At 38.9% G+C, this 15,362-nt stretch carries 17 protein-coding genes and 1 riboswitch; of the genes, 12 read left to right on the top strand and 5 right to left on the bottom strand.

From position 1 onward, the window contains the following. The first annotated feature begins 60 nt into the window (after positions 1-60). From FLK20_RS02820 to FLK20_RS02790, 7 genes are all read left to right on the top strand, one after another. A complete protein-coding gene (locus FLK20_RS02820; protein ID WP_227994831.1) occupies positions 61-891 on the top strand; it encodes a sulfite exporter TauE/SafE family protein in 831 nt (276 codons plus the stop codon). 12 nt (positions 892-903) lie between these two features. Further along, positions 904-2,298, top strand: a complete 1,395-nt coding sequence (locus FLK20_RS02815) for a bifunctional metallophosphatase/5'-nucleotidase (RefSeq protein ID WP_152655054.1) — start codon at positions 904-906, stop codon at positions 2,296-2,298. An 81-nt stretch (positions 2,299-2,379) separates the two neighbouring features. After that, the gene (locus FLK20_RS02810; RefSeq protein ID WP_152655053.1) at positions 2,380-2,688 is read left to right on the top strand and encodes a YunC family protein; all 309 of its coding nucleotides are present in this window, start codon (positions 2,380-2,382) and stop codon (positions 2,686-2,688) included. A gap of 244 nt (positions 2,689-2,932) precedes the next feature. Continuing rightward, positions 2,933-3,724, top strand: a complete 792-nt coding sequence (yunB, locus tag FLK20_RS02805; protein ID WP_152655052.1) for a sporulation protein YunB — start codon at positions 2,933-2,935, stop codon at positions 3,722-3,724. 57 nt (positions 3,725-3,781) lie between these two features. Beyond that, positions 3,782-3,957, top strand: a riboswitch (Lysine riboswitch). A gap of 249 nt (positions 3,958-4,206) precedes the next feature. After that, entirely contained in the window at positions 4,207-5,769 is a 1,563-nt protein-coding gene (locus FLK20_RS02800) for a Na+/H+ antiporter NhaC family protein (RefSeq protein ID WP_152655051.1), read from the top strand. A 223-nt stretch (positions 5,770-5,992) separates the two neighbouring features. Beyond that, positions 5,993-7,516 (top strand): sodium-dependent transporter, encoded by a 1,524-nt coding sequence (locus tag FLK20_RS02795; protein WP_152655050.1) that lies wholly within the window; start codon positions 5,993-5,995, stop codon positions 7,514-7,516. Positions 7,517-7,534: 18 nt separating this feature from the next. Further along, positions 7,535-7,645 carry a methionine/alanine import family NSS transporter small subunit gene (locus FLK20_RS02790; RefSeq protein WP_152655049.1) on the top strand — a complete coding sequence of 37 codons (111 nt, stop codon included), beginning with the start codon at positions 7,535-7,537 and terminating at the stop codon, positions 7,643-7,645. A 153-nt stretch (positions 7,646-7,798) separates the two neighbouring features. Here the strand turns inward: FLK20_RS02790 and FLK20_RS02785 are convergent, their stop codons facing one another. After that, a complete protein-coding gene (locus FLK20_RS02785) occupies positions 7,799-8,800 on the bottom strand; it encodes a M23 family metallopeptidase (protein ID WP_227994830.1) in 1,002 nt (333 codons plus the stop codon). A gap of 3 nt (positions 8,801-8,803) precedes the next feature. Next, positions 8,804-9,349 (bottom strand): YhcN/YlaJ family sporulation lipoprotein, encoded by a 546-nt coding sequence (locus FLK20_RS02780; RefSeq protein WP_152655048.1) that lies wholly within the window; start codon positions 9,347-9,349, stop codon positions 8,804-8,806. Positions 9,350-9,503: 154 nt separating this feature from the next. Here FLK20_RS02780 and FLK20_RS02775 point away from each other — a divergent pair, with 154 nt between their 5' ends. Next, positions 9,504-9,779, top strand: a complete 276-nt coding sequence (locus tag FLK20_RS02775) for a YutD family protein (protein ID WP_152655047.1) — start codon at positions 9,504-9,506, stop codon at positions 9,777-9,779. 70 nt (positions 9,780-9,849) lie between these two features. On the opposite strand, the gene FLK20_RS02770 is transcribed toward FLK20_RS02775, so the two are convergent. Then, positions 9,850-10,098, bottom strand: coding sequence for a hypothetical protein (locus tag FLK20_RS02770; protein WP_152655046.1), 249 nt, complete (start codon positions 10,096-10,098; stop codon positions 9,850-9,852). Between the two features lie 63 nt (positions 10,099-10,161). Continuing rightward, positions 10,162-11,592 (bottom strand): amidase, encoded by a 1,431-nt coding sequence (locus tag FLK20_RS02765; RefSeq protein ID WP_152655045.1) that lies wholly within the window; start codon positions 11,590-11,592, stop codon positions 10,162-10,164. 182 nt (positions 11,593-11,774) lie between these two features. On the opposite strand from FLK20_RS02765, the gene FLK20_RS02760 reads away from it, so the two are divergent. The 3 genes from FLK20_RS02760 (at position 11,775) to FLK20_RS02750 (ending at position 13,721) form a co-directional block, all read left to right on the top strand. Further along, positions 11,775-12,212, top strand: coding sequence for a DUF86 domain-containing protein (locus FLK20_RS02760; protein WP_152655044.1), 438 nt, complete (start codon positions 11,775-11,777; stop codon positions 12,210-12,212). A gap of 43 nt (positions 12,213-12,255) precedes the next feature. Then, the gene (locus tag FLK20_RS02755; RefSeq protein ID WP_152655043.1) at positions 12,256-12,891 is read left to right on the top strand and encodes a helix-turn-helix transcriptional regulator; all 636 of its coding nucleotides are present in this window, start codon (positions 12,256-12,258) and stop codon (positions 12,889-12,891) included. A gap of 62 nt (positions 12,892-12,953) precedes the next feature. After that, positions 12,954-13,721 (top strand): TIGR01457 family HAD-type hydrolase, encoded by a 768-nt coding sequence (locus FLK20_RS02750; protein ID WP_152655042.1) that lies wholly within the window; start codon positions 12,954-12,956, stop codon positions 13,719-13,721. Between the two features lie 63 nt (positions 13,722-13,784). Here FLK20_RS02750 and FLK20_RS02745 read toward each other — a convergent pair whose 3' ends face one another. Continuing rightward, positions 13,785-14,303: a phosphatidylglycerophosphatase A family protein gene (locus tag FLK20_RS02745; RefSeq protein WP_152655041.1), complete on the bottom strand. Its 519-nt coding sequence runs from the start codon at positions 14,301-14,303 to the stop codon at positions 13,785-13,787. A gap of 86 nt (positions 14,304-14,389) precedes the next feature. Between FLK20_RS02745 and FLK20_RS02740 the strand changes: the two genes are divergently transcribed. Beyond that, positions 14,390-15,355, top strand: coding sequence for a protein kinase family protein (locus tag FLK20_RS02740; RefSeq protein ID WP_152655040.1), 966 nt, complete (start codon positions 14,390-14,392; stop codon positions 15,353-15,355). The last annotated feature ends 7 nt before the right edge of the window (positions 15,356-15,362 follow it).

Below are 15,362 nucleotides of genomic sequence, written 5' to 3'. Positions count from 1 at the left end.
GCACATTCATGGAGATTGGGAGTCCTTACTCCTAATAATGATTGAAGGAAGGTGTGCTTGTTGCTATTAGTAATTCTGATTTGTTTCGTTATCGCTATGCTGGCAGCTTTTGTTGGAAGTCTGGCGGGTTTAGGAGGTGGCGTTGTTTTAATTCCCTTGCTCTTCCTTGCGAATGGAAATATAGAAGGATTTGAATGGGTAACACCGCAAACCGTTGTAGCGATGTCTTTATTGGTAATGTTTTTTACCGGTGTTTCTTCTGCACTGGCTTTTGCAAAAACAAAGCGGATTGATTATAAAGCAGGCGGACTGTTTTTGATTGGAAGTATTCCCGGGAGCATGTGCGGTGCCTGGTTAAATCAATATGTTCAGGCGAATACATTCTATATTTATTTTGGTGTATTAATTATTTTTATTGCAGCGATTCTTTTTTACCGGCAATTAAAAGGAATGCAGCCTCGAAAGGTGGATATATCAGAAAAGGGATCTCGCCAAGCAAAATTAGGAACAACATTATATACATATAAAATTCGGGCAGTACCTGCTATTGTAATTGCTTTTTTTGTCGGGATGCTGTCGGGCTTTTTCGGCATAGGCGGAGGAGCTATCATGGTTCCGGTTATGCTGCTCATATTTGGTTTCCCAGCGCATATCGCAACGGCGACATCGATGTTTATGATTATTTTCGTCAGCTTGTTTGGAAGCATCACGCATGTTGCACTTGGCAATATAGAATGGACTTATGTGCTTTTCTTTATACCTGGTGCCTGGATTGGCGGTAAGCTGGGTGCATTCACGAATCAAAAGATTTCTAGCTCGTTGTTGGAGCTGCTTTTAAGAATCTTATTAATTATTATGGGAATTCGTATGATTTTACAAGGAATCGGTTAGGGGCGGTGAAGAATGTCTAAAGAGAAGGTTTATTTTTACTATACCAATGACTTGCATAGTAATTTTGAGCAATGGTCCAGAGTAACAGCATGTTTAAAAGAGAAGCAAGGCTTAAGGAAAGAAAATAAAGAAGCTTTCTTTACAATGGATATTGGCGATCATGTGGACCGTTCTCATCCGATTACAGAAGCATCCAATGGTCTGGCAAATGTTGCATTATTAAATGAAGCAGGCTATGATATCGTGACGCTTGGGAATAATGAGGGCATCACGCTCTCTCATCAGGAATTATATCGATTATATGATAAGGCAAATTTTCAGGTTGTTTGCAGTAATTTATTTTCTAGAGATGCATTAACGCCGTTTTGGTTAAAACGCATGCATACATTTACGACTGAAAGTGGTATAAGAATAGGGTTCTTAGGCTTAACAGCACCGTTCAATGCCTTTTATGAGCTGCTTGACTGGCATGTAGAAAACGAATTTGACATCATTGAACAATATATAGAGGAATTGAAAAGTGGATCGGATATGATTGTTCTGCTTTCACATTTGGGGATATCTGTAGATCAGGAGATAGCCCGGCGTTATCCGGATATTGATGTGATTATTGGCGGGCATACGCATCATTTATTAGAAGCGGGCGAAGTAGTAAATGACACTTTGATTACAGCAGCAGGGAAGCATTGCTACTATATGGGCGAAGTAGAAATTATCTGGGATCATCAGAGGAAAAAAATTGTTTCGAAAGAGGCAGCAGCCATTAATCTGCGGGATAGTGTGAAGGATTTGGAGACAGAGGAGCATTTGCAGCAGCTGTTAAATCAGGCAAATCATTATTTAGATCAGGTTGTGACAAGCGTTGAGGAGCCTTTGGAGGTAAAATGGTTTGCAGAGACACCGATTATCCATTCCTTGACTAAAGTGCTAAAGAAATGGACCAATGCGGATATTGCCATGCTGAATGCTGGTGTATTGCTGGATTCTCTGCCGGCTGGAGCAATTACCAAAGGGGATATTCATCGGATTTGTCCTCATCCGATTAATCCTGTCCTTGTTGATTTAAAAGGAGATCAAATCATAGAGACCGTTAGAGCTGCACGAGCTCCTGCTTTTACGGAACTGAAATTAAAGGGCTTTGGTTTTCGCGGAGAAATTCTGGGCGAAATGATTTTCTCGGGAATTCAGGTTGAAACAGCTTTTCACCGCAATGGAGAGATTTATGTGAAGCAGGTTTATACAGAAGATGGCTATCCAATTAATCCCGACAAAGTATACTATGTTGCTACGGCAGATACATTTACCTTTGGTCATCTCTTGCCAGAAATTGCACGTTCCGCGAAAAAGCAATATTTTGTTCCGGAATTTTTGCGTGACTTATTAGCTTATGCTGTCAAACAGTACTGAGTTATTCTTCCTTTCAACTGTGACGTTCTTTCCTCCCTCTGCATACACTTATCACGAGAGAAAAACAGAGGGGGCTTTTTTATGATTACGGTAGAACCTCTTGAGGTGGATGGAATTATTTTTACAGCGGTGAGTGTAGAACTGCCACAAACAACCTTATTAACGATTAGTAACGATGTAGGTTATATTATGTGCGCTGCACTCGATGTTGACATTTTTAATGAAATACCTAAGTTAAAAGAAAGAAACGTCATCGCAGGCCGTGCAATGGGGGTAAGAACGATTGATCAATTGCTGCATGCGCCGTTGCAAAAAATAACAGATGCATCTAAGAAGCATGGCTGGGAAGTAGGTATGACCGGTAAAGAAGCATTACTTAAAATATCATAATACACTCAACGTGCACTTCTTTTGTACCTGCTATTAGCAATAAGGAACAAAGGAAGTGTTTTTTTACACTTTAAAGTATAAGTGTAGCCAGCAGGGCAGCCCTGCACTATTTCAAGGTCTGCCTGTCAAGTTTTCTTTATATAAAACCAGAGATGCTTTGTCTCCGGCACAGTGAATCAATCTGATTTCCCTTGTTCTAATTTTCTTCAATACGTGCATAAATTAGGATAAAGGGGGAGTTGGGTTGCGATTTAAAAAACGATATCGGTATCGGCCAGCTCGAAAAAGAAGAATACATCCATCTCGGCGCTCCATTCTGATATTAACATTTATTTTATTTTTTGCAGCCGTTGGTTTCAGCTTTTATTTAATCAATGTTAAAGTTGAACCGATTGTGATTGATATAGCAAAGCGAAAGGCGGATGAATTTGCTACGAGAGCGATTAATTCTGCTGTCAATTATGTAGAGGATTATGGATTTGAAGATATGCTTACCATTACCTATGATAATGAAGGAAACTTAGTAACATATAATAGAAATCCGGCAGTTATCAGTGAAATTAATCGGATAGCTACCGATCGGGTTGAAGAATTTTTTACTTATGTTAATAGGGGAGAGCAGCTTGAATTTGAACATAATCTTCATGAACCGTATGAATATGATGGTGGTGCCGATGGAAGGGTTCAAGTAGATCCTACACTGATTGAGATACCTCTAGGACAAATAACCGGAAATTCTGTACTAGCTAATTTAGGACCAAGAATTCCAATTAACATGGAAGTTGTTGGAGCGGTACGGACAAATGTTGTCAGTGAGGAAGAGGAGTTTGGCATTAACGGGGCGTGGGTGTCTTTGTATATTAATGTAGAAGCAGATGTACAAATTATTGTGCCATTTACATCAGAGGTAAGAACAGTACATACCGAACTATATTTAGATGGAGGGGCAATTATGGGGAAAGTACCTGATTTTTATGGGGGAGATGGGAATGTTCCCAATATTGCCATTCCTAGAGATGATTTGCAGAGGGACTAAATATGTAGTATAGTACATCTTAGTGGGAAATATATTTGAATAAAAACCTTATCAGATCGGTGAGGTAGAGGCGCAAATTATATGAGTATCCAGCAGGAGAATGACAACGGTGATTGCTGGAAAAAGGATGATTTGCCGAAGCATATAAAGAAGTCATGCTTTATATTGCTGGCATATAAGTGAAAAAGTTATATGCTGTCATGTAATGATTTACATGGAGAACTACTGATCGAAATGGAGGATAACGTGAATTGGTGAAACAATGATAGGTTATTTTCTATCATTGTTTTTTTGCGTTTACAGGGTAATTTTTATAAAATTTTTTGCAGAAATAACCTTGTCTGATTTCTTTATTTCGAATCGGTTGTATATGCGTGACGAATGATCATTAAATTGCTTTTTTATGAATCATTCATCACGTGTCATCAATCTAGTGCAGGGATATTTATCCTGACGGGAGATAAATAGATGGAGGTTTTAATATGGAAGGGACATTTTGGTCGCTGATACCTGCAATTGTCATGCTGGTATTAGTGATCGTAACAAGAAAGGTTCTTATCTCAATAGGAACAGGAATTGTGATTGGGGCGTTATTATTAAATGATTTTCATATATGGGGAACATTAAAAGAGATATGGACGGTATTTTATACGATTTTTTATGCGGATGGTGCACTGGAACTGGGGAACATATTATTGATAGGTTTCCTTCTTTTTCTGGGAGTTCTTACTGCATTTTTACAGGCATCTGGCGGCGCGAAAGCTTTTGGAGATTGGATGCTTCAGCGTGTCAAAACACGCCGGGGGGCTGAACTGATGACGGCTGTAACAGGACTCATTATTTTTATAGACGACTATTTTAATAGCCTGGCAGTTGGCCAGATTGCTAGACCTGTAACAGACAGGCAGCGTATTTCCCGTGCGAAATTGGCATACTATATTGATTCCAGTTCAGCACCAGTTACTGTCATTGCGCCAATATCGAGCTGGGGTGCATATATTATTGGGATATTGGGCGGGCTGTTTGCTGCAAATGGTATTACAACGATTCAGCCGATTGAAGCTTTTATACAATTGATACCATTAAACTTTTATGCGATTGCTTCGATTGTTCTCGTGTTTATTGTGGCGTATTTTCAGTTTGATATCGGTCCGATGCGTACACATGAAGAAAGAGCTAAAGAAAAGGGAGAATTGCTTGATCCGAAAAGAAATCAAGTATCTGGAGATTTAGGTGACATATTTGATCCGCATAAGGATGGGAAAGTATTTCATTTGATTATCCCTATTGCTGTCCTCTTTGTTGTTACGGTCATTGCAATGATTGGAACAGGAATAATGGAAACAGAAGGAAAAGCCTCTCTCTTAGATGCCTTTGCGAATACGAACGTGAACCTTTCCTTAATCATTGGTGGTATTGCAGCAGTATTTACTTCTGTTATTTTCCACTTGATGCAAAGAAAACCACGTTCTGATATGGGACGCATTTTTATCGAAGGCTTTAAAACAATGGTTCCTGCAATTAATATTCTTATTCTTGCCTGGATGATCGGGTCAATTATCGGTGCTTTAGAAACAGGTGATTATTTAGCCAGCCTGGTAAATAGTTCATCCGTTTCCGTGAATTTACTGCCAGCAATCTTATTTGTTATTGCCGGATTAATGGCTTTGGCAACCGGATCATCATGGGGAACATTCGGTATTATGCTTCCAATCGCAGCAGTTATTATGGTAAATACGGATATGACTTTATTATTACCTGCCTTAGCAGCAGTGCTTGCTGGAGCAGTATTTGGCGATCATTGCTCCCCCATTTCAGATACAACAGTTTTATCGGCAACCGGAGCAGGAGCGCATCATATTGACCATGTGATTACGCAGCTGCCATATGCTTTGATTGCAGCTTTTACTGCTTTCATTGGTTTCTTTGTTATTGGCATCACGCATTCAACATGGGTTGCTTTAGCAGTAACGCTTATCCTCCTGGCCGGGATTGTCTGGGTTGCTCATTTGCTATTAATGAAGAGAAAAAATATGGTATCGTAACAGATGGCTTGGAATACAATTTAGTATTCCAAGCTTTTTTATTGCAGGAAACGATAACAGGGTACAGATTAAAGTCTATATATTCCACTGCTGGATATTTGACAAAAAAATGAGAAAAGTTATAATACAATTATAATAGTCTGAAAGTGGTGATTTTTAACACTTTTCTTATTTAAAGCGCTTTCATTTGGGTGTTATTTAATTTAAAAGGAGGTCATGCTAAATGGAAAATCGTTCGCAATGGGGAACACGGGCGGGGTTTATTTTAGCAGCTGTGGGATCAGCAATTGGTCTGGGAAATATATGGCGTTTTCCGGCAGTTGCCTATGAAAATGGTGGTGGAGCATTCTTAATTCCTTATTTGTTTGCACTAATGACAGCTGGTATTCCGATTTTAATTATGGAATTTACGCTTGGGCAGAAATATCGCGGCTCAGCTCCATTAACGTTCCGCAGGCTGAATAAGAAGGCAGAGTTTATTGGCTGGTGGGGAGCACTGGTCGCGTTTGTTATTTCCACATATTACTCGGTCATTATTGCCTGGGCAATATCTTACGCTTTCTTTTCCATTAATTTATCCTGGGGTTCAGAAACAGAAGGATTTTTATTTGGAGAATATTTGAATATTGCTGAAACTCCGGGTCAGCTTGGCGGGTTAGTTCCTGGAGTAGTTATTCCTTTAATTGCTGTTTGGACACTTGTATTTATTATTTTATTTGGTGGTATTCGAAAAGGAATTGAAATTGCCAACCGGATTTGTATTCCATTACTTGTTATTGTCTTTCTTATCATCGTTGTCCGTGCGGTTACTTTGCCTGGAGCGATGCAAGGGTTAGATGCATTTTTCTCTCCTGATTTTGAAGCGATGAAATCTCCAGATGTGTGGATTGCGGCTTATGGACAAATTTTCTTCAGTTTATCGATTGCTTTTGCTATCATGATTGCTTATTCCAGTTATTTGCCGAAAAAATCTGATATTACAAATAATGCTTTTATTGTAGGATTTGGAAATTCCGGTTTTGAGCTGCTTGCTGGTATTGGGGTATTTGGAATTTTAGGGTTTATGGCCTTTTCTTCAGGACTTGATCTGAATGAGGTTGTTGCTGGTGGTGTAGGGCTTGCATTTGTTGTGTTTCCGGCTATCATTAATGAGTTGCCGGCACTTAATGGATTTTTCGGTGCTTTATTCTTTGTCTCACTGACATTAGCCGGGATTACCTCTTTAATCTCTATTTCAGAAGCGTATGTCTCTTCTATTGTTGATAAGTTCAACATTAGCCGTACCCGAGCTGTCATCATAGGTGTCGGACTTTCTGCAATTGTTTCTTTACTATATGCTACCCGCGGCGGGCTGTTCTTCTTAGATAATGTTGACTACTTTATTAATCAATTTGGTGTGGCCATGCTTGGATTAGTTGAAGTTATTTTGGTTGTGTGGATTCTGCGTAAATCTAATATGCTTAAAAATCATGCAAACAGTGTTTCGGATATTCGTTTAGGAGCATGGTGGACGATCAGCCTTGCTATTGTAACGCCAATTGTTATGGGGTATATGATGTATGGCTTATTCAAAATGAATTTATTGCGGGAATTTGCTACAGACACAGGAAACTATGAAAGCTATTCCAATGCTTTTATTAATTACAGCGGCTGGGGAGTTGCTATTGCTGTACTTGTATTAGGCATTGTCTTAGCATCATTAAAATGGAAATCTCCGGACTCGCTGACCGATTATAATGATGAATAGGAAGGGAGAGCATTTAATATGAGTGTTTCAGCTATTATTGTCATGATATTAGGAATGCTTTTGTTATGGGGCGGCCTGATTGTAAGTATTTGGAATGCTATTCGGGCAGGTAAAGGAAGATCAGGATAAAGACAGCATATTGTTTAAAATGAAAAAGGAACAAAGCTGTGTAATAAGAGGCTTGTTCCTTTTTCACTTTAAGAAGCAGAGAATTAACGTAGCCTGGAAAAACTGCGTCTTTTCAAGGGTTGATTAACCATGTTGTCTATACCTTACATTCGTTTACTTATTTTTCTCCATCCGTTCCCATTTTGTGATATAAGGATAGGGATCAAATGAAAATTCACTATATCCATTGTCTTTGTACATTCCGTAATGGAGATGTGGCGGAAATTTTCCGGACGTGCCAGGAGGACCGTATCCAGAGGAGCCGACGCTTCCTAAGACATCTCCAGGCTTTACTACCTGACCCACTTTTATTTCTTCTTCATAGCCGCTCATATGTCCATAATAATGATAAATATTGTAGATATCCCGGATACCGATCCGCCATCCGCCATATAAGTTCCAGCCCATCATTTCAACAACTCCATAGGTTGTCGAGCGGACAGGGACACCATAGGATGCGAAAATATCTGTCCCTTCATGAATTCGTAACCCGCCAAAGCCGCGGCGATCTCCCCATGTACTGCGATAGCTGTAATTATAATTTGTATCTAATGGAAATGCCCTGTCTGTCAGCTGAATATCTCCAAATGTTTGAAACACTTTGGCGGTATTCATTATCGTCTGCACAGTCAAGTCCCGTTTATAATGCTCCCAAAGTGCAATTTTAACATCATCCTCATGTAAGCCATAAGTTAAAATATGATTTGCCATTGTATAGAGGATATCTTCTGGATCATCGGGATCTGCTTGGTTATCATCATTTCCATCCTGACCAATTCCGCCAAATTGCTTGATAATTTCCTGCTCGGTTGATTGAGCTGCGTTTCCCAGACCAAACCACGCTGTCTCGTCAAATTGTATCGAAATAACTTTTTCTTCCTCTGACGATGAAAGTGTATTTCGTTCATAATTATCCATTGCTGCAAAATAAAACCATGGAACCTGAGTCAGGCTTTCTATTTTTTTGAATAAAGCCATTCTTTCCGTATATATATCATCATTTGATTCTGCATGTACAAATGAGCTTATTTGAATAAAGAAAAGGAAACAAAGTATCACCAGTAAGGTACTGCGAATACTAGCCAGATGAATCATCTCCTTACGAAATAAAATCATATTTTAATCATCCTTCTTCATAGAATCCACGATCGTCTGTACTAATGGTTCCATATCTAAATTTTCATCCTCCATTACTGAATAATGCAGTGTTTCAATGTTTTGAATTAAGCTGTTGTCATCAGAGGCATGAATCGTATAGTAGCCGGGAAGTATAGACAACGCTGTTTTTTCAGCATTTTCAATAGCTGTTTGTTTCGATATATTATTTGAGGCTTCGAAGGCGATTAAAGCCTCCTCGTCTGTCACTAGTGTTGCCACTTCTTTAAAATCAGGATTCTGTAATAAGATGCGGGTAATCATATCCGCTATTTCATTTCGATCCATATGGATAGCTTTAGGATCAGGCTCATTATTTTGATCAAATTCATCCTGGGTGTAGCGGACAAAACCAAGCTGATCACGAGATGGTGAGTTGGTGTTTGATTCCATCTCCGGCTTTCTATTTTGTGGATCCAGTGGATCAGGATCACTATTATTTTGATCTGATGCACAAGCTGCAAGCATCATAATAAGGCTTAATAAGATGATTCCTAATATGTTTTTCAAATGTATTACTCCTTTCTGATGTCTAATTCATATCTCTTCTATAAAGCTTAGTTTTGGAAAACAAGCGTAAATCATGCAGGTAATTTTTTCTGGTTTTTCTAACTGTTTCTGTGATAAACTAAGAATAATGAATAAGGAGTGTGGGTGTCCTCTCATGATTGAATTAAATGGGAAAACATATGAGTTAATAGAAGAAAATAAAAATGGCTTCGAAGCAGAGGCTGTTAAGGAGCGCTATTCAGAGGTTTTATCAAAATATGATTTTATCGTAGGCGATTGGGCGTATGAACAGCTTCGTTTAAAGGGGTTTTATCATGATAATCATGCCAAGGCTCCCATAGATGCTAAAATCAGCTGCTTTCAGGATTATATTTATGAATACTGTAACTTTGGCTGTGCTTATTTTGTTTTGAAAAAAGTAGTAAAATAAAAGAAGTTCAATATATCTTCTTATGGTGAAGTAAGAAGGCATTTTGAACTTCTTTTTTTATACAAAAACGTTAATCATCTTTTTCTTTCAAAGGGTGTGCTCCAGGAACCCTTCTTTGCAGCTTTTTATGCTGTTTTTTGTCCGGATACGTAAATGCGCTTGTGCGATGCTGACCTTCTTCCCAATCTGTTGACTTCCCGGATACCAATTCATTTTCACGAATACCAGATCCGTAAGCCCCTTCTGGAAATTCTTCTGGAATCAGTGTATCGTGCTGTTTTTGGACGGTTGAAAGCTCTTGATAATCTTTTTTCGGCATCTTCATTTTCCTCCTTATAGTTTCATTTTGTGCAAAGGGAGGGAAATATACGCCTTCTAATAATTACCTTTTGTACACTTCAGCTAATTTATATCCACGAAAACGTTTTGTAAGTAATTTGCCTAAACGGAAAATAGCATCTTCATTACCAATTCCGCTAATAATTTGTATCCCGATTGGCAATTTTTTTTCATCCTCTCCCACCGGTATTGTCAGAGATGGAAGTCCCCATACGTTGGCATAGGCTGTATAAGGCATGTATTGCAGATAGGTTTTACGAATAGAGAATATTTCTTTAAAAACCTGTCCATGGTCTAATGCGGTTTGATAATAAACAGGCAGAATCAATAATCGTTGATCGAAATATGTTTTTAGCAGTTCATCCCCCTGTTGCAGGATATCGGCTATTTCCTTCACTCTTTTTTGAGAAGGCTTAAACATTTTTGCTCCCATAATTGCCCAGGATAAATAGGGGTGAACTTTTGTACGTTGTCTCAGCTTTTCCTTTAAGAAGGAACGTACGAGTCCGGAACGGTCATTATTAAAAGCTTCATCCTCAACTAATTTGCTGCCGTTGATAGACATGATTTCCTGCCAGATTAATGCACTATCTTTAAAATAAGGCGGCATAATTTGCTGAACGCTGTAAATTCTTTCAAGGAAATTTTCCAGCTGACGTAATAATTTTCCTGTCTGATTGGAAAGCGGATAGCCGGGCTTTGCTGGTAATATCTCTATTTTAAATTCATGTAATGTTTTAGGCTTGGGTACTGAATGAGATAAAATTTCATAGATAAGCTGCATGTCCTCCACTGTTTTCCCCATAGGGCCGGCAGTAAGCATCCGTCCTTGCAGTTCATGCTGGACAGATGGAAAATGACCCTTCGTGGATACAGTATCTTTTCCTGGTTTGAAGCCGATGATGCCATTGAAATGGGCTGGAAAACGAATCGAGCCGCCAATATCCGAACCGATCCCAACAGCTGCACCGCCTGCAGCGAGCAATGCCCCCTCACCACCGCTGGAGCCTCCGGCGGTTTTGGTTATATCCCAAGGATTATTTGTTCTGCCATATAGCTTATTATCCGTTTCCTGACAGAAGCAAAGTGCTGGAGTATTTGTTTTTCCCAGAATAATGGCTCCCTCCTGCTTTAATTGCTGGACAACTTCTGCATCCTCTTGATAAATAAGGTCCTGCCGGTGCTCTAACCCGCCCGTTGTTTTCATTCCCTTTACATGGAAGCTCTCCTTGATGCTGATTGGTACGCCATGTAATTTACCTAAAGATATATTATTTTGAAGCAAATTATCCGCTTCCTGTGCTTCATGCAGCGCTTCAGAAAATCGTTCTTCTACAACAGCATTGATGGAAGGATTAACAGCTTTAATTTGTTCGATAAAAACTGTTACAGCTTCCACAGAGGTTAATTGCTTCTTTTTTATGGCAGATGCTATGCTTGTTGCATCCATTTTTAAAATATACAGATTTTTCATCCTGCTTTTGTTCCCTTCGTACTTATTAGACTTACTATACCACGTTTTTTGAAAAAAAAGATATTATCTACTTTCCATCTTTATTCTTTATAGAGAAAGTCCAATGAAATAACACTAAAATTTATGATATGATAATAGTAGTAATTAGTACAGCCTTTTGTATCGACATTGGGGGAATCAATATGTATTTTGTAGATCAGCAAAAAATTAGTCAGACACTGGCATTTATGAATGATATTTTAAGCACATTGAAAAAACAATCCTATAGCTATCAAGTGGAATATCTTGCCCTGGAACGTATGGCACATATTTTTATAGAAGGTGTATTAGACGTAGGAAATATGATGATAGATGGTTTTATTATGAGAGATCCCGGAAGCTATGAGGATATTATAGATATTTTGGTGGATGAAAAAGTTATTCCTGCTGAGGAAGAAGCAGCTTATAAAGCATTGATTCTTTGGCGTAAATCTTTGGTACACGATTATCAAAACATTAGTCACCAAAGTTTAGAGCAGTTTCTTAAGGAAAATCTAACTATATTTACACATTTTTCTGAGCGGATTAACACGTATCTGCAAAATGAGCTGGGAGTTGCGAATGCTTTTTCCAATAAGTAATACGTGCAATTAAATATAGAAGTTCAAAAAAGGGGCTGAGCGAATGGGAGAACGTATCTCGACAAAGGATAAGATTATCCAGGTGTTAAAAGAGCAGGGGACATCAACGATGGATGCGCTGATGGAGCACTTTACTATTTCAGAGACAGCGGTTCGGAAGCAGCTTCATGTGCTTGTGCAAAAAGGATTTATTGAGGTACAGCAGCATAAAAAAGAAATTGGGCGCCCGCATCACACCTATCGATTAACAGAAAAAAGTCAAGAAAGCTTCCCTAATCGCTATAAAGAACTCTCCTTAGATTTGCTTCATGATTTAGAAGAATTGCAGGGAAACCAGCTTATCAGCGAACTTCTTAAAAAGCAGTCAACGAAAGAGAGAGAACAGCTGAAGAAGCATTTAAACGTATATTCAACCATGGAAGAGAAAATAGTGGCTTTAAAGGATTTGCAAAATCGAAGCGGCTATATGTTTCAAGTGGAGGACGAGGGCGCTGATGGAGTTCGATTAAATAATTTTCATTGTCCTTTTTTAGAGGTGGCAAAGGATTACCCGGTAGTGTGTCAGCATGAAAAAGAAATGTATGAAGCTCTGTTTCCAGATCAGGAAATAAAGACAAAATCGCTGCTGATCGATGGTGACCAATGCTGTCAGTGGCGAATTGCTACTGTTTCAGAGTGATTCACCCGTCAGCCGAATGTATCAAAACGGAAATGTTGTAATCAGGATAGAGAGGTAATCATGTGAAAAAATATCAAGGGTATCTTATCGATTTAGATGGAACGGTGTACAGAGGGAATGAAGTTATTTCAGAAGCCGTTCCTTTTGTTAAACAATTAGCAGAAAGAAATATCCCGTATGTATTTGTTACAAATAATTCTACTAAAAGTGCGCGGGAAGTAGCTGAAAAGTTAAACCGATTAGGAATTCAAGCAAATCACAAGCAGGTCGTAACAAGCAGTATGGCAACTGCAAAATATTTAAAAGAGCAATCTGTAAAAACATGTTATTGTATCGGTCAAGATGGTCTGAAGGAGCCGATCAAAGAACAGGGGATCGAGTTGCTGGATGATACAGATGTAGATGCTGTTGTCGTGGGTCTGGATAGGGATATAACCTATGACAAGCTTGCTAAGGCTTGTATTGCTATCCGCAGCGGTGCAAAGTTTATTTCTACCAATCGGGATCACGCCATTCCGACTGAAGCCGGGATGGGACCTGGTAATGGTGCTTTTACAGCATTGATTCAGACCAGCACACAGCAGGAGCCTGTCTTTATTGGGAAGCCGGATACAATTATTATGAAAGAGGCATTAGATGTGATTGGTTTACCGAAAGAGGATGTAGTGATGATAGGAGATAACTACCAGACAGATATCCGGTCAGGCTTCCAGGCAGGGGTGGATACATTATTGGTCCATACCGGAGTAACCTCAAAAGAAGAGCTGGCGACTTTTAAGGAGCAGCCGACATATATTATGGAGAACTTATCAGAGTGGCATTTTGCATAATGGAAAAGCATTCATTCCCTGGAAAAAGGATGAATGCTTTTCTGGGAGCCGCTTTTGGTTCCTTTACCCGTCTAATTCTTCATGCTCATTCTCTGCATCTCCATGAGCCAGTCGGCTGGAGGCTGCTGCTGCGATAGCTCCAACGATATCGTCTAAAAATGTGTGAATTTCTCCACTGCTTTTATCATTCAATTTTTCTAAAATACCAGGCTTTTGTTTATCAATGTAGCCAAAATTGGTAAAGCCGATGGAGCCATACACATTGACAATGGATAAAGCAATGACTTCATCAATACCGTATAGTCCTTCATCAATTTGGATGGTTTCCTGAAGCGGCTCACTTAATAGCTTTTTCTCCGCCAGCATGTCTAATTCAATACCTGTGATGACGGCATTTTGTACTTCTCTTTTGGTTAAAACACGATTTACATTATATCGGCATGTGTCCATCGTTAAATCTTTATGATATTTAGACTGCAGATAATATACCAATTCTGCAATATCATCTATCTGTACGCCACGTTCTTTTAAAAGCTGTCTTGCTCTTACTTCAAGTTCGGTTTTGCTTGTATATTTCACCATTCTAAAACACACCTTTTTCGATTTAATATGATTGTATAGTCATTTCCCTCATATATTTAATATATACGATAAGGGGGAGTTTGTTGATGCCTATGACAGAAATGCTCCGCAGTCAATATGCAATCCAGGCTGAAGGGAAGCAACTCATTGAAGAGCGTGAAGGTTACCAAAAAGAGCACTATCATTATTTTACCATTCCGGCAGGAAACAAGGAAATGATATTAATGGAACAGGCGACATTAGCTTATTTTTTAAGAGAAAACGGACTATACAATGTTGCTTATCCGATTCGGAATATAAATGGAGAGTGGTTTACCAATTACGCTAACGAGCTTTGGATGGTTTTAGTTCTAGAAGATGGTTTACAGATATTAAATCAGGAAAGTATGGGGAAAATGCTTGGAGATATTCATCGAATTGGAAGTATGTTCCAATATGAACCGAAGACGATTTCGAGCTATGGCTTATGGAGAAAGCTTTGGGAAGAAAAACTGACATTTTTTGAAGAGGAATTAACAAGGCAGGCTAAAGAAGATGGTGCAAGCAGTTATTTGTCAGAGGTGATGGATATTTTACCTTATATCGTTGGGATCAGCGAAAACGCGATTCAATATTTGTGGGAAAGCGAGAAAGAACAGCGGATTCTGCAAACGGACCAGAGCACCGTTGCTTTCGCCAGATGGAATACTGCTGCCAAAAAGATCATTTGGACAGATGAGCTTGTCTATGATCATCCGACACGTGATATCGCTGAATATATTCGTCATGCTTTTTTGCAAAATAAATCAGATATAGAAATTAATCAGTTCTTAAATGATTATCAAAATTATCAGCCATTGTCAGTATTTGCCTGGAGACTCATCTTTGCCAGATTGTTTTTTCCTATTCATCTTTATGATTTTTTAGAGAGTGGTTTTCAATATCCAAATTCTCAAGCGCTGGAGCAATTACTTAAATCGCAAGAAGTGTATGAAAGAAGGCTAGCTCATTTTTTTGATGTAACGGGTGTCGATGTTTCGAGTTGGCGTATACCTATGGTAAGCTGGTTATAGGACTATA

It is taken from the genome of Oceanobacillus sp. CFH 90083, from assembly GCF_009389585.1.
Lineage (GTDB): Bacteria > Bacillota > Bacilli > Bacillales > Amphibacillaceae > Oceanobacillus.
The sequence above is the reverse complement of the archived record's forward strand: the minus strand, read 5'-3'. Positions and strand labels throughout refer to the sequence as shown.